Genomic DNA, 21,495 nt, shown 5'->3' on the forward strand with positions numbered 1-21,495 from the left:
AAAATATTACGTGAAAAGACCCCATGCCCATCAACTTAAGAGATTTTAATACCCAAAAATACAAAAAACGTTATCTTTTCTAATTACCTATCTTGTTTAGAAAAGATGACGTTTTTTATGAATCTTTCGATTCAAAGTGAACTACAATTATTTGCTGAAGAATTACATAAATATCTTACTCCTTCATTTTTAGAAAAGCTTGTTAGAACAACGTATTCCAGCTGGATATATTCACTTATGGTTTGATGCATATGTGAATCACCAACAACAAATACATTTACACATGGCAAAAGTTACTTTTGTCATAAAGTATCACGAAAACGACTTTTGGATTCAAGAATCATTCTGGGAGTAAATACTATAATTTGAGTTTAATAAGTGTATTTTAGAAATTTCAAAGCCTTTAAAATCAATGAAAGACTTTTGTAACATTTATGAAAGTAATTTGAAAGATAGTTATAATAAGATGAACATATCAAAGGTAATTTAATTTTATTTCACAGTAAAATTATAAGCAATGTACAGTATAATTTCATTTTTGTAATCTTATAGAAACACTAAAAGAATAGGAGATATATCATGAATCGTATAAAAAAAATAATTCCAGCAGCATTTGTGTTAAGTACAGCTTTATTTGTAGCACCAGGATTTTCTTCTGCGGCTACTGACACTTCTACGAAAGTAGGAAATCTTCCAGTGGTAATCAGTTCTCAAGAAGGAAAAGCACCTATGACAGCAGCTCAGGTTGCTAAAAATGGTACGCAACTTCCTTACATTCCTACAGGTCCTTATGAAGAATTTCCTAATGAATGGCATGTGTCTACAGAAGATGGAAAATTAATTGATTATGTATATGTAGATAAAGTTGCTAAGTCTAATGGGGCAAGAGTTTATGGAATAACAGGTAATGCTAATGATAAATATAAGATTATAAAAGCTGATGGTAATTGGCTTAAAGATGGAGAGAGTTATGAAAAAACTGGAAATAAAGGCGACGTATTATATACAATAGCAATTCCTAAAAATGATCCAATTTTAGAAGATACTAAATTAAAAAAAGAAGTAAATTGGAAATTGATTGATTCAAATGTAGTAGATAAAAATTCAGGTTATCATTGGAGCAAAGCGGTTACAAGTGGTGTTTCACATAATGTAACTGTAGGGTTATCTTATACAATTGGGATGGAAGTGGGTCTTGAGGGGATTGCAAAAGTAAATCAATCATTAACTGCAAGTTTTGGTTATGGTGTTACTCTAAATTCAGAAAGTACCGTTACAAAAACATTTGATTTTAATCCAAAGCCTACTGATTATGCATATGATCAATATAGAACTGCATTATATCAACAGGTAGCAACATATTCAGTTATTCCAGGGGGAAAATTACAAAAATGGATGTCTGACCAAAATGGTATTTGGGATAATCTTTTTGGTCAGCTTGGTAAGGATTTTACAAGTCCGACAGAATATAAAGTGAAAAACTCAGTTGATTATCCAGTAGATGTTTTAGTTGCACTTACTTCAAAATAATGTGAAAGCTAGCAAAATGCTAGCTTTTTTATTATCTCATCCATATAGGATCACCATACATGCCTTAACTTAAGAAATTTTAATACCTTCAAATACAAGAAAACGCCATCCTTTCTAATCTAGCATTTTTAGAAGGAATAACGTTTTTTTCGTTTTATAGATACAATTTCGCTTTAGCTTGATGACAATGGGCGGTACCCCTTGATTAAAATTTATTATAAACATAAAATGTAATTAAAAGTATATTGGAGAAAGATATGGAAAATAGACCGTGGTATTTACAAGATAAATTTTTATATACAATATGTTTAATACTACCATTAATAGGGTATATAATTGTTTTATCTAACAAAAAAGAATTCACACATGAAGAATGGTTACCATTTCTTTTAGTAGCAACAATTATGACTGCTTTTTGGTTATTAAAATTCCTCCCAACTAATATGTTTTTTATAGGAATAATTATAACCATAATAATAATATATATAGTTATCAAAAATTAAATCTGTATCGTCAATATTTTTGTGTAAATAAGTGGTCTCTTGGCTTGCCTGAGGGATTTTTTGGATACTACCAATAATGAGACGTTATGTTAACCTAACATGTATAGAATATACAACCAAAATCAAACAACATATCACTTCTTTTAAATGGGAAAATAGGGAAAAAGGAGGTTCTAAATAATGCCTTTAGAAAATTCTATTTATTACATAGGAGTTGCTATTATTTTAGTGATCATCGGTGCACTGTTTGGGGGGATTATACGTATAATTCGGCATACCAGCAATCGCAAAAAGCAAGATCCAGTTGAGCAAAAGTTAGATAGGGTTATTCAACTGTTAGAAAAACAAAACAAAGATTGACCCTCCCTCCAAACAGGAAGGGTTTGCAATGAAAGTCATTAATAGGAGCTAATACATGAATTTTGCAGAGAAAGAAATTAAGAAAACCAAACGAAAAGTGTTAATTATATTATTTTGTATAGTTGGTTTGTTCGTATACGGAGTATATTGGGCGTTTTTCAGTATGGATCGATTACCGACAGGTGAAAAGATTGCTGAAAAACAATCTCCTGACGGAACATATACATTTAAAGCTTACGTAACAAGCGGCGGAGCGACAACGAGTTTTGCTGTTAGAGGAGAGCTAGTATTTAATCATCGCAAATTTTTCAAAACGAAGAATGTGTATTGGAATTACCGAGAGAATACGGCAAAGATTGTCTGGCAGGACAATGATACAGTAATCATTAACGGACATACATTAAATGTTCCTGAAGAGATATACGATTTCAGAAACGATTAACTAGGAACAGTTTTTAGTAGGTTCCTAAATACATTGACTCCCGATAACTCATGTTATATTAACTAAATTAGCTTAAGATTAAATCATTGGAGGAAAAAGTATGAAAAATAAAATACCTCTAATAGCATTCATTTTAGCTGCTTTATTTGTAGCTGGAGGTTTTGCATTCTTCTACTGGATCAAAACATTCCCATTCAACTAAAGAAACCTAACTACGGATAACAAGAATTATGTGAACACGAAAGTCCTCCAGTTAAACAATCTGGAGGGCTTTTAATAGTCTTCTAAACACCTTGAATCCCGATAATAAGACGTTATGTTAACCTCACATGAATACAATATACATATTACATTTTATTCATATTAGGTAAGGGTAATTGTCATACAATGAAGATATCATTATGAATTATATGGGGGATAGAAATGAAAAAGTTTATAGTTAGTTATTTAGTATGTCTCATATTTTTTTCTATATTTACACCTAGTTTGCAATTTATAATTAACTCTGAGGGTATGGAATCAGATTGGGGTTCACCCTGGTCGATGGCTATTCTTTACATTATGTATGGGAGTATACCTGTACTTATAGGCTGTCTACTAGGAGAGTTCTCTTATAGAAAAATAAAAAGATGTTATAAATTAAGTATTGGGATTCCCGTGTTTATATTATTAGGTTTTTCCTATGCATATTTAATGGGCATCGGATTATCTGGAGGATATGTATCTTATTCTATAATGTATTTTATTAAATCTATTCCAATTACTTTGTCTTCCTTAGTTTTCTATTTCATAAGACGAATAAATTGATGTTTATCAACTTCTGATAACGATAATTATGTAAATACGAAACCCCTTCAGCAAGTAAATTGAAGGGGTTTTTTCTAGATACAGTGACTACTGATAAGTGGTGTTATGTTAACTTCACATGTAGAGGATATACAAAACAAAAATATTTTTTAGGCGTAAAAACATATAGGATATATGCAGTGACTGATAACCAGAACGTACTATTCAGGAACACATGAAATATATATAGTACAGGCTCAATGAAATTATGATTCTATTGCTTTTGGGGGAAGATATATGCCAAAAAAAGTTCTTCTGTTTACAGATTTAGGAATTGATGATGCCTTTGCTGTTCTGTATACCTTTTTCCGTAAAGATATCCAACTTGTAGGGATTGTAGCTGATTATGGAAATGTATCAAGAGAGAATGCTATAAGAAATATCAACTATTTAAAGTATATTGGGGGAAAGGAAGAGATACCTGTATTTTTGGGTGCTTCTGTACCTTTAACAGGCATATTGGTCCAGTATTTTCCTGAAGTACATGGGAAAGTGGGATTAGGACCTATCATCCCGCCTGAGATTTCTTATCCGACTTACCCTATCAATGATATTTATCGGATTATAGATTCTAATTTAGATGACCTCATAATTATTAATTTGGGAAGGCTCTCTTCGTTGGCGACGGCATTTGTCCTAAATTTAGAAACAATGCGGAACGTGAATGAATACATTTGTATGGGCGGAGCTTTTTTTTATCCTGGAAACGTGACTGCTGTGGCTGAAGCTAACTTTTATACAGACCCTTATGCAGCAAACTTAATTCTGCAGCATGCAAAGAATTTGACAATTATTCCGTTAAACGTCACCCAACACGCGATTGTTACACCCGAAATGGTCCAACAAATCGACGCGTTTCACCGTAATACACAGGACCTTGCAGGGCTTATCATCAAGCCCATGTTAGACTACTACTATAATTTCTACTCTAAATCGAACCCTGGTATAAGGGGAAGTCCTATGCATGATTTTGTAACAATCTGGTATTTGTTGAACCCAGATGCAGTTCTCCTTTCAAAAGTACCCATCAAAGTAATTCCCGATCAAGGAGAAGGATTTGGTCAAAGTATTGCAGATTTTCGTTTTGTGACAAATCCGGGTTATAAAACACATAATGTCGCTTTTCAGTTCAATTACGAAAGTTTTAAGAGAGATATCATGGAAACATTCTTAAGGAAGAGACTGTAGCGTATCCTAAGTAAACTTCAGATAACGGAAATTATGTAAAAAAGCTAGCATGAATCTAGCTTTTTCTTTTTTGATCACGGGTGTTCTAATATCTTTATTCATCATGTTTTGAATGTATACTTTTGCTAGTGTTTTTGAAGAAAATAGATGAAGTGAAATAAACCCAATGAAATCAACAAAATGAATGTAAACTAATATTTAAAAGTTTACATTCATATTTATAATAAATAAAAAGCACTTTTTAATGTTTTAAAAGTGCTTTAACTTGATGTTGATGTGACGGAACTTCAAGTATGTAGAAATTTAAAAAAGTCCCTTAAAAATGCCAAAGGGACTTTGCTCACACAAATGATCTGCACATCAATTCATCTTTGAAATACAGATCATTTGTATGATAATTTTTATAAATAATTGCGGAATAATGAACTTACATTACTGCTTTTAAAAGCTCTCCTACTAATGGGATGATTCCACCTAAGAATGATAAAACTGCCATTGCGATTGCCATATTATTTCCTCCTCTTTTTTCGTAATAAGGTATGATAATTTTTATAAGTAGTTGCTAAATAGTGAGCTTACATGAATGCTTTTAAAAGTTCTTGAACGAATGGAAGTGCTCCACCCACAAATTTTAAAACTGTCATTGCGATTGCCATGTTATTTCCTCCTCTTTTTTCGTAATAAGGTATGATAATTTTTATAAGTAGTTGCTAAATAGTGAGCTTACATGAATGCTTTTAAAAGTTCTTGAACGAATGGAAGTGCTCCACCCACAAATTTTAAAACTGTCATTGCGATTGCCATGTTATTTCCTCCTCTTTTTTCGTAATAAGGTATGATAATTTTTATAAGTAGTTGCTAAATAGTGAGCTTACATGAATGCTTTTAAAAGTTCTTGAACGAATGGAAGTGCTCCACCTACAAATTTTAAAACTGTCATTGCGATTGTCATATTATTTCCTCCTCTTTTGTTGTTGCTAAGATGTGATTTATCTTTATGCTTTTATTATAGTAAGCGCTTACATTTACATCAATATATTTTTATATGTAATATTGCATATGGAGGGTAAGGTCACGAAATATCACATTTTCGCATTAAGACATGTATTGGAAATTAATTGTTCCCTAAAACAAAAAATGAACTGAATTCTTATAGATAACTGTGGTGAGATAAAATTTTTGTTTTGGGGTACTTCAAAATATTAAGTTGATGGATGTGTGATGTTACGCTCTGAAGTGAAAGTAAACAAATATGTAAAAGTTTACTTTCATTTTTAAAAACATTTACAACTAATTTTGTAATAAATTTCTCAATATAGATGTAACTGTTATCTATGGTTTTGATATTAAAAAATATAATATAATAAAAATAAGATGGTTATTACCCTTTGTTTTACTCCTTATGCTGAAGATAAGATTATATTCTCTGATCTTATCTCTTTTCTTTCTAGAAATTTAATGCAAAAAAATAGAATCCTTATCATAAGGATTCTTGCAACAGGAAATAACAAAATATAAATAAAAAAAGGATTACTTATATTATAGTGCATATAACGATAATATAATATTGAGAAATGTTTCCATAAATCCAGTATGTATTACGTAGCAAGTGTAGAGATCGCCTGTTTGAGGTCACCTTAAGGATTTTATAATACCCTTAAATACAAAAAACGTTATCCTTTCTAAATAAGCTAGATTAGAAAGGATAATGTCTTTTTTGCTTTATGGATAGCGATGTAGCGAACCCCTTTTACTTACTTAACATCAATAATATTAATAAATTTAAGGATATTCTTTCTATAAAAAGCATCTGTACATATTACAGCACTATTTAGCGGATCGATATCCGTTACGGTCATATAACTAGTAAGCAAATGGCCGTCCTCATAATATGTAATCAATATTTCTTCTTCAGAAAGCAAGGAACATAGTAATATATTCTCTATACGTTCTTTTTCTTCCTGAGTTAAAATCGGTCGTTCCACTTTTGTCTTTTCTTTAATAATTTGACTGATACCAGCGAATTGCTCCGGAATCGCAGCGAATCCTTGCCACTTGACCATTCCTCTCCCTTTTGGCATATTAGCGTTATTCACATTTATGTCCTCCTAACAATGTGTTTCTGTATCTTGCTGTAGCACTATTTGTATACGAAATCCCTCTTAAGATGCTGTTTTTCCCAAACTTAGTGCGTATCTCATCCATTACCTTCGTTAATTTCATTTCTTTTTCACGTTGTATTACGTTATCAAAAAGGGAAATTTGTTCTTCACCCTCATTAATTAAGTTTGTTAAAGAAACATTAATTGATCTGATTGGTTCACCAGTATATAACTCATGTAAAAAGTATGTACAACTATGATAAATATCCATTGTTAGATTGGTTGGGCGGTTTAAAGTGTGTGTTTTTCTAAAACCACCAGCGTAACTTTTGCTGTAACCAATGGAAAAATGAATTGTTTGAGCGAGTTTGTTTTGTCTTCTTAATCGATAACAAACTTCCTCGATATGTTCCAGTAGGATAATCGGAAATTCTTCTATCGTGTAATCACGCATGAGTATTTGGCTTTTTCCGATAGAAGTTGTTGCCGTCATATATTTTTCTGAAATACGGCTAAAATCAATTCCGTTGCTATGCAAGTGCATCTCGTCGCCAATGACACCAAAACTTTGTTTTAGATATTTAAGAGGATAATCAGCTAAGTCTCCTATCGAATGAATACCTTTTCTGTTTAATTTAAGTTCTGTCTTGTGTGAAATCCCCTAGAATTTACTTAATGGTCGTATGGGCCATAATTTTATGGGTACATCTTCGTACTTCCAGTATGCAATGCAGTCTTTCGTTTTCTTAGCTTCTACATCTAAAGCAATTTTGCTCATCAAAGGATTAGGACCAATTCCTATCGTACATTCAATACGTGTATGCTCATAAATCTCACGTTTGAATTTCAATGCAAATTCATAAGGATTATTAGCATACAGATGAATACTATCCGTAATATCCATGAAAAATTCATCTATTCAGTTGTCAATATTTTTTCTTATTTAATACACTATTTAAATTCTTAGTAATAGGGGCGCTATCTCATCACCATCAAGTTAATAAATTTGTGGCTTCCTAAACTGAAAAAAGTGAGCCAGATTCTCGTAATTCATTAACTGTAGAAAGAAAAATTTCGTTTTAAAGCTGTTTTTTATCACAAAAACGGTCATTTATGGAGACATTTTTATAAACTGGACAGGTTTGTGGTGCAAAGTACAGGGGTATGAGTAGAAGGTTGCGCTTTTTACTCATGCTTCTTTATATATCAAAGGATAAACTTAGTATATTGATAGATTGAAAGGAGCAAATATGATGAATGCATTAGTATCTGCAAAAAATGTAACAAAGATTTACAACAAGAATCAATTACCTGGACTGAATAAAGTATCTTTTGATATTGAATCGGGTGAATTTATTGGCATTATGGGGGCATCTGGATCTGGGAAGACAACTTTATTAAATATCCTATCAACCATTGATACGCCTACAGATGGAGATGTTTTTATAAATAATGTTGATATTAAAACACTTAATGATAATAAATCTGCAGATTTTAGGAAAGATCATTTAGGCTTTATTTTTCAAGAGTATTTTTTACTTGATAGTTTAACAGTGAAGGAAAATATTGCTGTGCCACTTACTCTGTTAAAAAAATCCCCAAAAGAAATTGAATCGGCAATAGAAAATTTAGCAAAGCGTTTTGGGATATTCGAACAATTATCCAAGTACCCTAGTCAACTTTCTGGAGGGCAAAAACAAAGGGTTGCAGCAGCAAGAGCGATTGCGAAACAGCCAAGTATTTTATTTGCAGATGAACCGACAGGTGCGCTAGATTCAAACTCTGCAACAGAACTACTTCAAAAACTAAGAGAGGTAAATGAGGAACTTCACACTACAATTTTAATGGTGACCCATGACGCTTATGCAGCAAGTTTTTCAAGTAGAATCCTAATATTCAAAGATGGGAATATTATAAAAGAATTAAGAAAAAATAAACAGGATAGAAAAGAATTTTTTGAAGAGATATTAAAGGAAATCTCTAAAATTGATGAAAATCGATATAACTAAGAGTATGAAAGGAAGGCATGACTGTGGGATTATTAACAATAGCAAAAAAAAATCTGAAGAATAACTTTTCCTTCTATTCGTTCTATTTCGTTTCAGTAGCTTTTGTGCTGATGGTGTTTTTCTCCTTTATTTCTTTTTCCATGAATGATATTATCATGGAAAAGATTTCGTCTGATGGTAGAGTAGAAACAATGTCGAGAACGGTGGCAATCTTTGTTATGACATTTGTACTATTCTATATGTCATACTCCAATACTTTCTTTATGAAAAAAAGAATGAAAGAACTTGGAATTTATTCGCTCTTAGGGTATCGAAAGTCAACAATGCTAAAACTATTAACCTTTGAAAATATTATAATTTGTTTTGCTGCTCTAATTGTAGGAATCGCTTTTGGTGCTATTACTCATAAAGGAATTGTCGAAGTGATAGTCAGAGTACTAAAATTACAAATCGATACTTCTGAAGTGCCACTTATTAATCCCGATGCGGTACTATTTACCTTTGTTTTTATATTTGCTGTTTTGACTGTTTTATTTTTATCAAACTGGATAATTCTTCGAAAAAGTTCCTTACTGACTTTGGTACGTATGGAAAAAAAGGAAGAAAAGAAGGTAAAAATCAATACAGCTTTCTCGTTACTGGGATTATTCTTGATTTTAATTGGTTATTTCTTAGCTATTGATATTACAAGAGGAACTAAATCATTGTGGAAAACGATAGGATTTTCACCAATCGCGCTTTTAACAATGTTAAGTGTAATACTAGGGACAATTTTCTTTATTCACTCTTTTTTACCATATGCCATTCAAAAATTGAAGAAAAAGAAAACATGGTTTTATAAGGAATCGAATATTATTATCGTTCCAAACTTTATATTTAAAATCCGTTCGAAGGCAAAAACTTTAATTTTGTTAACTTTATTAGCTGCAGGAACTTTGGCTATATTCGGTTCCACTATATTGACGCTTTACTATCCAGTTGCTGCTACAGAACGTATCGTACCGTCAGCTATTGAGTTCCCGTTGGAAGATAAAGAATTGGCTACTAAAGCAATTAAAACTGCACAAGATACTGTTGGTAAAGAAAATATGAAATACAAAGAAACGACTATTATTCACGGAACATCCTCTTCTGACAATTTGCCTAAAGAATATAGTATAAAGAAAGAACACGGATTTGATCTTATCTCCGAGTCGGATTACAGGGAATTAATAAATATTCAGGGCAAAAATGTAGACTTTGAGAATTTAGCTAAAAATGAAAGTATCTTAGTAAAATATCGACCTGAAAAAGAAAAGCTAGATAAAGGGAAAATACATACTTTGAACTTAACACCTACAAATAACGTGGATATAAAAGTAAAAGACACCACATTACTTAATCCAATTGGATTTGCAAATAGTGTAGGAACCCTTATTATTTCAGATCAACTTTACAAAGAAATAAAAAACTTAGGGCTTACAGAAAAGCCTATGATGAGCTTTAATGGAGCAGATATGAGGGATAACAAGCAAGTTTATGAAAACTTAGCTCCACTATTTAAAAATAATATTTATTTTACAAGTAGTTACCAAAAAAATGATTACATTATTCAGCAGAATAGCTCAACATTCTTGCTCATTAGTTTTGTTACTATCATCTTCTTTATTGCAACAGGTAGTATTCTCTATTTCGATAACCTTTCGAGCATGATGTCAAACAAAAACGAATTTATAATTTTAAAAAGAATGGGGTATAACAAGAAAAAGATAAAAAGAATAATAAGTAAAGAAGTTTTTACGTTATTTAGCATTCCTTACGTATTAGGGTTAGCACATAGTATTTTTGCACTGATAGCCTACAAAACGGCTTTAATGGATGACTTATTAGGAAAAAGCAGTGCCTTTATATTACCTATTCTTTTTGCAGTAATTATTTTTACTGTGGTGTATATCATTTATTATTTGTTAACAAAAAGAGCATGTTATAAAATCATATTTAACGATAAAAAGTGAAAATCTACAGATAAAGCTGATGATAGTCAACAAACATCAGCTTTATCTGTATTTAATCTAGTAAAGGTAAGTGAGTTTATGAAAAAGTACTATGAGCAAAAACAAATTTTTATTTTAATTAATCAACTTTGTATGATTATTTTTTTATGTTACGAATTTTTGCAGAACAATATTATAGGAACAGCAAAGTTACTCCCATTAATGCTTATAACGATAATGTCCATTTATGGGGCATACATCAGTTTTGTAAACATAAAAAACAATAACACGCTATCACAATTTTCTAATTTGCTACTTTTTGCTTCATGGCAGTTTTTACTTACACTTAATGAGGGGAAAATTTTTCATACACTAAGTATGCTACTTAGTGTAGTGATTCTATATAAGATAGTACAATTTTTGCTCCTGTTCTTTTTCCAAGATTCTATCTATACTTATAAAAAAGAAAAAGATTGGATTTTACAGATTACATGTTTATTAACATTGGTTGCGAACTTGATAAACGATAGAATATTTGCCATTCTATTTTCATGTCAATGGATTTTTAGTTTTAGTTGTATTATTTTTCTGTTCCTGCAGCATCGAAAACGAATTAAATTTGTCTTTAAAAGTGAAAAAAAGCATTTATTCAAATCTGTTACTATTCTTATTTTTCCCTTTATTGTATATGCTATGTTATTTGCGGAGAGCCCAGAATATTTAAGTAATTTAGGGTGGTATATCGTGATCCTGTTACCCCTATTTAGTATTCATGCAATAGCTTTTAAAAACCATATATCTATGAGGCAATATTTTCTCTTAAAAGAAGGTAAAATGGGCTTAATGTTTTTATGTTTTCTTATTTTTCTTAGTTCGCTTGGGGTATTGTTTAGATTTAATATGATTACCTATTTCATCATTATACATACAGTTTTTTGGTTTGTTCAGCTTTATTTCACGTTATTATTTCAAGACACAAAAAATACTATCTTAAATTTGGATACAGAAGAACTAAAGACCTTGCCAGAGAGCTCTTACGTTCATAATCTCGTACAGATAGCCAAAGAGGAAAAAATAAAAAGAGATTTTTCTGATTATTTACACGATGAAGTATTACAAGATATATTAGCTGTTAAAAATATGATGAATAAATCTAACAAAGAAGAAATTCATGAAATGATAGTAGAAACACTGGGCAATTTAAACCAGTCAATACGCGTACAAATGCAAGAGTACCATCCAACCCTATTAAAAACACTCACATTAAAAGAAAATTATAGCAATTTGCTTGAGATGATACAGCAAAAATATGGAATGAAAAATATTGATATATCTTTTGAGTGTAAAGAAAATTTATTTTTAGTTGAACCCTATCATCTTGTTATATATCGAATTTTAAAAGAATTGGTAACGAATGCATTCAAACATTCGAAATGCTCAAAGCTAGTTTTGAGTTTGACACAAGAAAATGGCGAAATAGAACTTATAGTAAAAGATAATGGTAAAGGCCTGATGGCTACTGAAACAGGCGTTCTTAATGGCCATAGGGGATTGAATTCGATTAAAGAACAGCTATTTTTATTAAACGGTAAAATGACAATTTCAGAGTGCAATCCTTCTGGTTTATGCGTTACTATTCTTATTCCCATGAAAGGAGATGATTCCTATGAATATTTTATTAATAGATGATCATGCTTTGTTTGCAAAAAGCTTGGAGATAGCCTTGGAGGATTATCCTGAAATAGACCAATTCCATTCATTACAAAATGTTGAAAATGTCATTACAATTATCAATGAGTTTAAACCAGACATTACTTTATTAGATATTAATTTAAGTAACATCAGTAGTGAAGATGGCTTAGAGGTAGCAAAAATTATTTTAAATAGTAAGTGTGATACGAAAATAGTTATATTAACAGGCTATGATTTACCTGTTTACCAGTATGAAGCTCAAAAACTAGGTGTAAGTGGTTTTATTAATAAAAATATTTTACCAGGAGCATTATTACAAATATTAAATGAAATTAATAGGGGCGCGTGCCATTTTCCAATATCTACGGACAATGTAGAGGAATTGACCAATAGCGAAAAACAAATTTTACAATTACTATGCGATGGCTATAAGCGTAAAGAAATTGCTTCTATGTTATATGCTAGTGAACGTACAATTTCCAATCATATTCAACACATATTTGATAAGTTGGATGTTTCATCCTCATTAGAAGCAGTAACCAAAGGAATAAAATTAGGATATATTCAGCCTAATTATTAAAAATAGTTCATTAAACTAATAGCTTTAAGCAAAAAGAAAAACGGAGCGTGACAATCACAAAGATGAAAGTCACGCTCGCGTTGCTTTATAGATTAAGTATACAATATCCGAATTTTGTCGGCAGGCCTTCTTATTGGATTTATAGTACTACTTTTTATTTTCTTCTAAAGTACTGATCCCATTATTAACTTGGTCATCTAGTAATTCATTAACCTTTATCCCCCGAACATGAAGCGCTCTTAATAATTTCAAATATTTGTACAAAAGTTTTTCATTCTCCTTCTTTTGTTCCTCATATTCGTTTATAAACACCCGACTTCTAGATGTCTCTAGTTCTAATTTTTTCTGTAGATTAGTCATCTTTGTTGGTTCTGGTGCAAATACTTAGGAAAGATATAAAGAGGCGAAAAGTTTCCTAGTGGAATCTAGTCTTAAGCAGCAATTCCAAATAGTTGATGGATGAACTCCACTTGATTTTGGACAGACTTGTCCAGTAAAACAAGTTGCCCTTTTTTCACCATATGCATAGCTTCTATTCCAGAAATAATGGATGTAGCTGTGCGAAAGGATTTCAATCCTAACATCGAACGAACTCGCTTTTTAATAAACCGATGATCTTGTTCCACTATGTTATTGAGATATTTCACTTGCCTTAGTTGGATGCCTAATGGCATCTTTTTTTCTTTTCTCAATTCTTCAACTGCTATAGGGTAAGCTGGATTCTTATCGACTGTCACGACACGAGGCTCAGAAATATGAAAAGACTGCAAAGCTTTCTTGAAGAATCGCTTTGCAGCCTTGTGGTTTCTTGCTTTGCTTAGATAAAAATCGATGGTACTTCCTTTCGAATCGACAGCACGATACAGGTACATCCATTGACTTTTTACTTTGATATATGTTTCATCGACTCTCCAAGAATCATTGGTTTGCTTGAGATGACGACGGATTCTTTTGTCTAATTCAGGACCATACTGATGAACCCAACGCATAATCGTTGTATGAGCAACGATTATGCCCCGTTCCGCCATCATTTCCACCAAATCACGAAAGCTCAAGTTGTACCGTAGGTACCATCTTACTGTTTGCAAAATAATATCATGATGATAATGCTTCCACTTGAATAAATTTCGCTTTTCCATACTGATCACGCACCTTTTTTAGAGTAATAGTATCAGTATGTTCAAGATTTAGAGATTACTTGCAATTATCTTGAAGTTTTCGCACCAGAACCGTATAAAGTCCATCTGTAATCAGCCTGATTTTTTATCTGTTAAGCAACTTTGCAACAGAACCCATTTAAAGGTGTTTGCACTCAAAAATCAATAATAAAGTTGTTTAATTCTTCTTCAACTAAAGCCCCCGTTTGTTGAATAAATAATAAAGATCTTATAGAATAATTAATTAAATGTTTATTGGAGGTTTTATTAATGAACAATATAAGTTCATGGCTATATAACATGAAAATCATAAATTACTTATTGGGAAGGAGTTGATAATTTAAAACTAAAGGAGAGATATTCATGATATATAGAAAAGCAAATCAGAAAGATTATGTTACAATTTTGAACATTTGGGAAGAGTCGGTTTTAGCTACTCATCACTTTTTAACAGATACCGATAGAGAAGAGATTAAAAAAGAAATACCCTCGTATTTCCAACATCTTAATATCCAGTTATGGTATGAAAAAGATGATTTAATTGGCTTTTCTGCTGTAAATAAACAACACTTAGAAATGTTATTCTTAAAACCAAATAAAACAGGTAAAGGATACGGTAAAGCTATTATTTATTCTTTAATTAAAGACTTTGATATTACGACAGTTGATGTAAATAAAGACAATAAGAGTGCAACTAAATTCTATATAAATAATGGCTTTTTTATAGTAAGTGAAACGGAAACAGATTCTTCTGGACGTCCATACCCTATACTACAGCTAAAGTTAAAATAAGGTAAAGGTAGAGGTCCTCCTTTACCTTTGATTTTTGCACTAAACTGCCGCGTTAGTCCAATAAGAATTAAACAACTTTATTATTTTTTAAAGGACTTTATTGTCACTTAACAGCCCTTTAATTAAATAACGACTTGTTTCTATTAGCTGGTTTAGTTAAAGAAGGCCTCAAATGGGGATGTAGTCAACATAAGCGATGTTATCAGCAATGAAAAAGGATCTTCATTTGAAGATCCTTTTATAATATCTATAAATCATTATTTAAAGTTTCCCACATTTTACACATTTACCTCTAGTTTGCTTCTGATAATTCCAGGTAGCTCCAGTGATTGTGATACCCAGCAACAACCATCCTCCATATACTATAGATACCAACAAACCTTGGTCATCGAAAGACATTGGTCCATTCGAAAAACCTAATACCTCCAAAAGAGATCCAAATATCGCCAAAAACCCCATTGAAACTGTCATAGATGCAGCAACCCAACCTCCGGTGATTAGAATGAATCGAGGAACTTTTTTCCCAGCAACAAACGGTACCCACTTAGGAAAAATACGCCCCCATTTTTGTACAAGAGCAAGACAAAGCAATGCACAAGCGCCAAATACTAGCATTTCTCCATAAGGGGTAGCACCACATCGCTATCAAGTTAAAATTTTATAATGCCCCCTAAACGAAATTTTGTATCTCTATAGTCAATTACACCCTAGTGATTTAGATATTCAGTAGTATATTCATTTCCTAAAGATATTTTATAATTGATGATTTAGTCGACGGTTCGTAAAGCTGGAATTTTAAAGTATATATATAAGGTAAATGCTATTAAAGATAAGGCACCAACCATAATAATAAATTTTATATTTATCCCAAGCGAAAGACTTAATGAAGTCAATCCATAGGAAATGGGTGTTAATCCCATGGAAGAAACCGTTTGAATACTCATTACTCTCCCAATCATTTCTGGTTCAGCTTCATTTTGCACAACAGAAACAGCACATATATTAGAAATTGTCATTGATATCCCCAAAAAAACAACAATAACAACACTTTGCCATAGTTCATTACTAAAACTTAATATCAAGAAACAAAGTCCTACAAACATTTGTGATGTTAGGCTAAGAATTCCTCTCTTTCTTTTGAGATTTATAATACCAAGGATAATAGAACCCAGTACCATCCCGATAGCTAAAAACGACATTATAAAACTATAGTCTATTGTTTCTCCTTCCAATATATTTTTAACAAAAATCGGTAATCCTATAGTTAATGGACCTACGAAAAAAAGATTCAAAAATAATGTTTTTAAAATGAAAGCCATTAATATTGGTGCCTTCTTAACATAGTTAATTCCCTCTTTTAAACTTAAAAGCAAATGATGCTTATTTTCTTGAGTATTAACAACTTGTTTATTAACTTTAATAAACAATATAAAGCAACTACCTAAAATTAGCAGGATCGTAATCAAACTAAAAATCCCTGTATAATCAAATCCAACAATTATAAACCCACTTATCATTGGACCCAAAATTGAAGTAGATTGACTTGTAGTCTGAATAATTGAATTCGCTCTTGTTAGAAATTCTTTCGGAACAATAACGGGAGTAATAGAACTAGATGCAGGCCAGAAAAACGCATCCAAAACACCAAAAAATAACGCAAAAATAATTAATGTCCAGAGATGTATCTCACCTGTAAATAATAACAATAAAACTAATCCTCCAATTAATATGGCTTTTGTTAAGTCTGAAAAAAACATTATTTTCGATTGACTTAGTCTATCAGCTAACACGCCGCCTAACAACATAAATAAAATCCGAGGAATTGCTCCAATAATATAAATTATCCCTAAGGAAGCTTCTAAATTTAACTCCTGAACAACGTACCATGCTTCAGCAAAATAAAACATACTGAAACTCAACCCAGAGAAGATAGTACTAATCCAAAGTAATATAAAAGATTTTTGTTTGAATAAAGATTTTACTTTTGTCGTGACTGCAGTTTTTTGTAAAACAGGTTCACTCATCTTTATCCCCTTCCTTAAAATAAGGCTCATCTACTTGGAATCCAACTGTGGCTAAATAAAACCATTCCGCGTCACTATTCTCAATTCCATCAATATCATGAAGTTCTTTTAAAAGATTATGATACTTAGCAACCCATTCTTCAAATCGCTTTTTTGTTGTGCGAATTTCTATTTGACTTGATATTCTAGCCCATTCTTCTGGCTTTTCAGATTGTGTTAAAAAAGCATTTTCAGGAGCTGCTAAAGCACGACTCTTTGCTCTCTCTAAGGTTGCAATGGTTAATAACCTACGACTTTCTCCATACTCCGAATGAAAAGGTAATAAGTTATTAGAGGGGATAAAACTTTTAGCAACCGCTTGGTATAGTTTTTGAGTCATATTTCTTTTCTTATTTTCCTCTACTATTTGGACTAAACCATTCTTTTCTAGATCACGTAAGTGATAGTGAATTTTCGAACGAGACAAACCAATAATTTGTGACAACTGTTGCCCTGAACGAGGTTCTTCAATCAACAAAGAAAGGATTTGAACTCTTAAAGGATCACTTAATGATTTTAATTGTTCATACTCATTTAGAATTAATATATCTTCTTGTATCATTTAACATGTTCCTTTCATCTGACTAGTCAGTTTTTATTGACATAAATATAACTGTTTTTTCTGACTATTGTCAATGAGGAAATAAAATATTTTCTAAAAAATAAAAAAACGTTATCCTGTTTCTAGAATCATAGGAAAGGATGGCATTTTTGTATGTCTATTTCTGTATCTGATGAATTACAACTATTTGCTCAAGAGATTCAAAGCTTTTTATCTCCAAATATCTTACGAGATCTAGCTAGAGATGTTGGTTTCGTGCAACGAACCAGTAAATACCAAGCAAAAGATTTAGTCGCTTTATGTGTATGGATGAGTCAAAGTATTGCTACGACTTCTTTAACTCAATTATCTAGCTGTTTGGAAGCATCAACAGAAGTGCTCATCAGCCCTGAGGGATTGAATCAACGATTTAATCAAGCGGCTGTCCAATTTTTACAACACCTATTAGCTGAACTACTAAACCAAAAATTGACCTCATCTATGCCGATTTCTTCTCCATATACTTCTGTTTTCAAGCGTATTCGTATTTTAGATTCAACTGCATTTCAACTTCCAGATCCCTTTTCATTCGTTTATCCGGGTGCAGGAGGATGCAGCCATACAGCGGGAGTAAAGATTCAGCTTGAGTATGATTTATTAAGTGGACAATTCCTTCATATTCATACAGGTCCAGGTAAACAACATGATCGAACCTACAGTTCCCTGTGTGTCCCAACTGTAACAGCGAATGATTTATGTATCCGAGATTTAGGTTATTTTCATTTGAAAGATCTTCAACATATACAAGATAAAAAGGCTTATTATATCTCACGTATCAAATCGAATACACGTATTTATCAAAAAAATCCTAACCCTGATTATTTTCAAGATGGCAGAATCAAGAAAGGTACAGAGTATATCCAGATAGATATGGAGGTTTTAATGAACTCTCTTCAACCAGGACAAACATGTGAAATATCCAACGCTTATGTAGGAATGACTGATAAAGTCCCAACTCGTGTGATTGTTCATCGACTAACAAAAGAACAACAACAAAAACGATTACAAGATCAAACTGTAAGAGAAAAAAAGAAAGGAATGAAGTATTCTGCTCGTAGTAAACGACTTAGCGGTATCAATGTATATATGACAAATACCTCTACAGATATTGTCCCGATGGGACAAGTACATGATTGGTATTCTTTACGTTGGCAAATCGGCGTGTCCAGATAAGGACACATTATCTAGTTGGTGAAAGTCCAATCGGGAGAATAGACTCCACTCCCGTAGCCTGAGAGGCGCCATGAAGTGAAAGCGACATGGCGAAGCCTTCTAACATCACATGCAAAAGGCATGTGGGCAAATCTCCAGGTTGTAACGTACAGTGAACGTAGACGTAGCCTCGTTACACGCAATTCCGGTGGCTGAGACGGTCGATAACGTGCGAAAGCAGCAAGAACTGACCGAAACGAGTCTGGAACGGCAGTTCTCACCGGCGGGGTATCAGCGGCGACATGGAGAGAAAGATAATGTAGAAACTGGAGAAGCCCTGGACACCCGATGAAGAAACCTCATCGAGGAGACCGTCTCTATAACCGCGATCGGGAAGTGAGAACGGTAGGTGTCAGGGTGGCGGAACGGATCGTAGTACCAGAGATCTGCGTGCAGCAAAACGCGCGGGGAGGAAAGGGTCCGAACCTGTAAACATTTCGTACGACCAAAGGAGGCAAGGGTGCCATGACAAAAACACCTATTACTTTGCAGGAACTAAGGCGACGAATCTATCAAAAGGCGAAGTCTGAACCTACGCATCGGTTTTGGGGACTATTTTCCCACATTACCAAACTAACAACCCTCCACGAAGCATATCAGCATGCGAGGAAAAACGGCGGTGCCCCAGGTATCGACGGTCAAAGTTTCGCTGATATAGAGCTAGAGGGAGTTATGCCGTTTTTAAAGAACATCCAAGCAGAACTACAGGCTGGAACATATCAACCACAAGCTAATCGTAAAGTAGAAATCCCAAAAGCAAACGGAAAAATGCGGACACTGCAAATCCCTTGTATACGGGACCGTGTGGTCCAAGGAGCACTAAAACTCATATTGGAAGCCATCTTTGAGGCTGATTTCTGCCCAAATCCCTACGGATTCCGACCAAAACGCTCCCCACATCAAGCGCTGGCAGAAGTGCGACGCAGTGTGCTGCGTCGTATGACCACAGTCATCGATGTTGATTTGTCACGTTACTTTGATACAATCCGACATAACATCTTACTGAGGAAAATCTCAAAGCGTGTCCAAGACCATCAAGTTATGCGCCTAGTAAAACAGGTGGTGAAGGCCGCGGGAAAGATTGGAGTCCCGCAAGGGGGACCGTTCTCTCCACTAGCGGCAAACATCTACTTGAATGAGGTAGATTGGACATTTGATGCCATTCGGCGTAAAACGACGGAAGGCAACTATGAGGCGGTGAACTATCACCGATTTGCCGATGACATGGTTATCACCGTAAGTGGGCACTCCAGTAAACGGGGGTGGGCTGAACTGGCACTGCGACGACTGCAGGAACAACTGGAGCCTTTGGGAGTTGAACTGAATCTTGAGAAAACTCGGATGGTCGATGTCTTACAGGGAGAGTCTTTTGCCTTTCTGGGATTTGATTTCAGGCGAATACTGAACCGAAATAAGACCCGACACTTCATATGCATGACCCCAAGGAAGAAAGCCCGTACGGCAGTGAAAGCAAGAATTCGCGAACTCATTCAAAACGCAGGAGCCAAACCAGCACAAGACTTAGTAAAACAAATCAATGCCGTACTAACAGGATGGGTGAACTACTTTCGGGTTGGAAACTCCAGCGGAGCATTTAGTGAAGTGCGTGACTATACGGAGATGAAAATCCGCACATTGCTGACGAGAAGGAAACGGCGACGAAAGCGTAGCATCGGATGGCAGAGATGGAGTAATGAATATCTCTATGGTGTACTGAGGCTCTACTGGGACTGGAAAGTCCATTCCCTCAAAAGTGCAGAGGGATACCGATGAAAGTGTCTGCCATTTGATAGGTCTCATAACCCTTTTGATGAAGTTTATGGGGTGAGCTGCTTGAGGGAAAACCTCACGAGCAGTTCTTATGGGGAGGAGCTGGAAACGGGTCATAACCGATACTGCGCCAGTTCTTTACCCGACAAATTTTATTTAAAACGTGGAAGTCATTCTTTCAAATTCATCAGTGTAAAAAGATAAAACCAGAAAGATGGGAGTGCCATTTGTATGGACAATTGATTGCCATTCTACTCTGTTCTTCTATCATGTTTCAAATGCGGCAATTACTTCTTATGAAAAAGAAACGAGAACTGAGTGAGTATAAGGCCATATATATGATTAAAGATTATTTTCTTCTTCTTTTCCAAGCTATACAGAAAGACACCCAAGAGCTATCAAAGGTTCTACTTCGCCTGTTCAACCTCCTACAGCAAAATGGGCGAAAATCTCATCGATATGAGAAGAAAACAGTCTTTGATATATTAGGTGTCGTATACAATTGTACCATGTCTGATAATCAAGCGGCTTAATTTAAAAAAGGAAACCCGTTAGGGTTTATTTCGTATGCAAATCTTTAAAGCATCTACATATAGACTTTCGAAAAAAGAAACAATCTTGCTTATCATTGACGTTACATGAGCTTAGCTTGATAGCGATGGGGCGGGACCCCTA

At 33.5% G+C, this 21,495-nt stretch carries 17 protein-coding genes and 3 pseudogenes; 13 read left to right on the forward strand and 7 right to left on the reverse strand.

Features of this window, described 5'->3' with window-relative positions:
• The first annotated feature begins 579 nt into the window (after window positions 1–579).
• From ACM6HU_RS16645 to ACM6HU_RS16665, 5 genes are all read left to right on the forward strand, one after another.
• The gene (locus tag ACM6HU_RS16645) at window positions 580–1,530 is read left to right on the forward strand and encodes a hypothetical protein (RefSeq protein ID WP_016113505.1); all 951 of its coding nucleotides are present in this window, start codon (window positions 580–582) and stop codon (window positions 1,528–1,530) included.
• A 683-nt stretch (window positions 1,531–2,213) separates the two neighbouring features.
• A complete protein-coding gene (locus ACM6HU_RS16650) occupies window positions 2,214–2,393 on the forward strand; it encodes a DUF4083 family protein (RefSeq protein ID WP_016113507.1) in 180 nt (59 codons plus the stop codon).
• Between the two features lie 55 nt (window positions 2,394–2,448).
• Window positions 2,449–2,835, forward strand: coding sequence for a DUF5412 domain-containing protein (locus ACM6HU_RS16655; RefSeq protein ID WP_016113508.1), 387 nt, complete (start codon window positions 2,449–2,451; stop codon window positions 2,833–2,835).
• 423 nt (window positions 2,836–3,258) lie between these two features.
• Window positions 3,259–3,642, forward strand: coding sequence for a hypothetical protein (locus ACM6HU_RS16660; protein ID WP_016113510.1), 384 nt, complete (start codon window positions 3,259–3,261; stop codon window positions 3,640–3,642).
• A 276-nt stretch (window positions 3,643–3,918) separates the two neighbouring features.
• Window positions 3,919–4,869, forward strand: coding sequence for a nucleoside hydrolase (locus tag ACM6HU_RS16665; protein ID WP_414848323.1), 951 nt, complete (start codon window positions 3,919–3,921; stop codon window positions 4,867–4,869).
• A gap of 1,754 nt (window positions 4,870–6,623) precedes the next feature.
• Here the strand turns inward: ACM6HU_RS16665 and ACM6HU_RS16670 are convergent.
• Window positions 6,624–6,965 (reverse strand): YolD-like family protein, encoded by a 342-nt coding sequence (locus ACM6HU_RS16670; RefSeq protein WP_016113512.1) that lies wholly within the window; start codon window positions 6,963–6,965, stop codon window positions 6,624–6,626.
• Window positions 6,958–7,890, reverse strand: a pseudogene (locus ACM6HU_RS16675) (DNA repair protein); the annotation flags it as partial. The gene ACM6HU_RS16670 and the pseudogene ACM6HU_RS16675, both read right to left, overlap by 8 nt.
• A 334-nt stretch (window positions 7,891–8,224) precedes the next feature.
• Here ACM6HU_RS16675 and ACM6HU_RS16680 point away from each other — a divergent pair.
• From ACM6HU_RS16680 to ACM6HU_RS16695, 4 genes are all read left to right on the forward strand, one after another.
• The gene (locus tag ACM6HU_RS16680) at window positions 8,225–8,980 is read left to right on the forward strand and encodes an ABC transporter ATP-binding protein (protein ID WP_033671298.1); all 756 of its coding nucleotides are present in this window, start codon (window positions 8,225–8,227) and stop codon (window positions 8,978–8,980) included.
• 23 nt (window positions 8,981–9,003) lie between these two features.
• Window positions 9,004–10,974 (forward strand): ABC transporter permease, encoded by a 1,971-nt coding sequence (locus tag ACM6HU_RS16685; protein ID WP_033671299.1) that lies wholly within the window; start codon window positions 9,004–9,006, stop codon window positions 10,972–10,974.
• Between the two features lie 78 nt (window positions 10,975–11,052).
• Window positions 11,053–12,642 (forward strand): ATP-binding protein, encoded by a 1,590-nt coding sequence (locus ACM6HU_RS16690; RefSeq protein ID WP_016113517.1) that lies wholly within the window; start codon window positions 11,053–11,055, stop codon window positions 12,640–12,642.
• Entirely contained in the window at window positions 12,611–13,225 is a 615-nt protein-coding gene (locus ACM6HU_RS16695) for a response regulator transcription factor (RefSeq protein ID WP_044880852.1), read from the forward strand. Before ACM6HU_RS16690 ends, ACM6HU_RS16695 begins: the two co-directional genes overlap by 32 nt.
• A 147-nt stretch (window positions 13,226–13,372) precedes the next feature.
• On the opposite strand, the gene ACM6HU_RS16700 is transcribed toward ACM6HU_RS16695, so the two are convergent.
• Together ACM6HU_RS16700 and ACM6HU_RS16705 are read right to left on the reverse strand one after the other, a co-directional pair.
• Window positions 13,373–13,585 (reverse strand): hypothetical protein, encoded by a 213-nt coding sequence (locus ACM6HU_RS16700; protein ID WP_229161752.1) that lies wholly within the window; start codon window positions 13,583–13,585, stop codon window positions 13,373–13,375.
• A gap of 71 nt (window positions 13,586–13,656) precedes the next feature.
• Entirely contained in the window at window positions 13,657–14,364 is a 708-nt protein-coding gene (locus tag ACM6HU_RS16705; RefSeq protein ID WP_016113519.1) for an IS6 family transposase, read from the reverse strand.
• A gap of 381 nt (window positions 14,365–14,745) precedes the next feature.
• Between ACM6HU_RS16705 and ACM6HU_RS16710 the strand changes: the two genes are divergently transcribed.
• Window positions 14,746–15,174 (forward strand): GNAT family N-acetyltransferase, encoded by a 429-nt coding sequence (locus tag ACM6HU_RS16710; protein ID WP_016113520.1) that lies wholly within the window; start codon window positions 14,746–14,748, stop codon window positions 15,172–15,174.
• 261 nt (window positions 15,175–15,435) lie between these two features.
• Here ACM6HU_RS16710 and ACM6HU_RS16715 read toward each other — a convergent pair whose 3' ends face one another.
• The 3 genes from ACM6HU_RS16715 to ACM6HU_RS16725 all read right to left on the reverse strand — a co-directional run bounded on the left by ACM6HU_RS16715 (window position 15,436) and on the right by ACM6HU_RS16725 (window position 17,799).
• Window positions 15,436–15,789, reverse strand: a complete 354-nt coding sequence (locus ACM6HU_RS16715) for a hypothetical protein (protein WP_016113521.1) — start codon at window positions 15,787–15,789, stop codon at window positions 15,436–15,438.
• Window positions 15,790–15,941: 152 nt separating this feature from the next.
• Window positions 15,942–17,198 (reverse strand): MFS transporter, encoded by a 1,257-nt coding sequence (locus ACM6HU_RS16720; RefSeq protein ID WP_414848324.1) that lies wholly within the window; start codon window positions 17,196–17,198, stop codon window positions 15,942–15,944.
• Window positions 17,191–17,799, reverse strand: a complete 609-nt coding sequence (locus ACM6HU_RS16725) for an ArsR/SmtB family transcription factor (protein WP_016113523.1) — start codon at window positions 17,797–17,799, stop codon at window positions 17,191–17,193. The genes ACM6HU_RS16720 and ACM6HU_RS16725 overlap by 8 nt, the downstream gene beginning before the upstream one ends.
• 153 nt (window positions 17,800–17,952) lie before the next feature.
• On the opposite strand from ACM6HU_RS16725, the pseudogene ACM6HU_RS16730 reads away from it, so the two are divergent.
• From ACM6HU_RS16730 to ACM6HU_RS16740, 3 genes and pseudogenes are all read left to right on the forward strand, one after another.
• Window positions 17,953–19,002, forward strand: a pseudogene (locus ACM6HU_RS16730) (IS4 family transposase); the annotation flags it as partial.
• A gap of 513 nt (window positions 19,003–19,515) precedes the next feature.
• On the forward strand, window positions 19,516–20,823 hold the full coding sequence (gene ltrA / locus ACM6HU_RS16735; RefSeq protein ID WP_016133002.1) for a group II intron reverse transcriptase/maturase: 1,308 nt from the start codon (window positions 19,516–19,518) through the stop codon (window positions 20,821–20,823).
• Between the two features lie 143 nt (window positions 20,824–20,966).
• Window positions 20,967–21,353 (forward strand): annotated as a pseudogene (locus tag ACM6HU_RS16740) (IS4 family transposase); the annotation flags it as partial.
• Between the last annotated feature and the right edge of the window lie 142 nt (window positions 21,354–21,495).

The sequence above is a fragment of the Bacillus sp. IT-79MI2 genome (assembly GCF_949768135.1).
Lineage (GTDB): Bacteria > Bacillota > Bacilli > Bacillales > Bacillaceae_G > Bacillus_A > Bacillus_A pseudomycoides.

What these genes read in the sequence shown, in the direction of transcription:
- ACM6HU_RS16700 (WP_229161752.1), bottom strand. Translation starts at nt 13,585, where the DNA reads ATGACTAATCTACAGAAAAAATTAGAACTAGAGACATCTAGAAGTCGG.
- ACM6HU_RS16695 (WP_044880852.1), top strand. Translation starts at nt 12,611, where the DNA reads ATGATTCCTATGAATATTTTATTAATAGATGATCATGCTTTGTTTGCA.
- ACM6HU_RS16725 (WP_016113523.1), bottom strand. Translation starts at nt 17,799, where the DNA reads ATGATACAAGAAGATATATTAATTCTAAATGAGTATGAACAATTAAAA.
- ACM6HU_RS16715 (WP_016113521.1), bottom strand. Translation starts at nt 15,789, where the DNA reads ATGCTAGTATTTGGCGCTTGTGCATTGCTTTGTCTTGCTCTTGTACAA.
- ACM6HU_RS16645 (WP_016113505.1), top strand. Translation starts at nt 580, where the DNA reads ATGAATCGTATAAAAAAAATAATTCCAGCAGCATTTGTGTTAAGTACA.
- ACM6HU_RS16690 (WP_016113517.1), top strand. Translation starts at nt 11,053, where the DNA reads ATGAAAAAGTACTATGAGCAAAAACAAATTTTTATTTTAATTAATCAA.
- ltrA (WP_016133002.1), top strand. Translation starts at nt 19,516, where the DNA reads ATGACAAAAACACCTATTACTTTGCAGGAACTAAGGCGACGAATCTAT.
- ACM6HU_RS16665 (WP_414848323.1), top strand. Translation starts at nt 3,919, where the DNA reads ATGCCAAAAAAAGTTCTTCTGTTTACAGATTTAGGAATTGATGATGCC.
- ACM6HU_RS16680 (WP_033671298.1), top strand. Translation starts at nt 8,225, where the DNA reads ATGAATGCATTAGTATCTGCAAAAAATGTAACAAAGATTTACAACAAG.
- ACM6HU_RS16650 (WP_016113507.1), top strand. Translation starts at nt 2,214, where the DNA reads ATGCCTTTAGAAAATTCTATTTATTACATAGGAGTTGCTATTATTTTA.
- ACM6HU_RS16655 (WP_016113508.1), top strand. Translation starts at nt 2,449, where the DNA reads ATGAATTTTGCAGAGAAAGAAATTAAGAAAACCAAACGAAAAGTGTTA.
- ACM6HU_RS16710 (WP_016113520.1), top strand. Translation starts at nt 14,746, where the DNA reads ATGATATATAGAAAAGCAAATCAGAAAGATTATGTTACAATTTTGAAC.
- ACM6HU_RS16720 (WP_414848324.1), bottom strand. Translation starts at nt 17,198, where the DNA reads ATGAGTGAACCTGTTTTACAAAAAACTGCAGTCACGACAAAAGTAAAA.
- ACM6HU_RS16660 (WP_016113510.1), top strand. Translation starts at nt 3,259, where the DNA reads ATGAAAAAGTTTATAGTTAGTTATTTAGTATGTCTCATATTTTTTTCT.
- ACM6HU_RS16705 (WP_016113519.1), bottom strand. Translation starts at nt 14,364, where the DNA reads ATGGAAAAGCGAAATTTATTCAAGTGGAAGCATTATCATCATGATATT.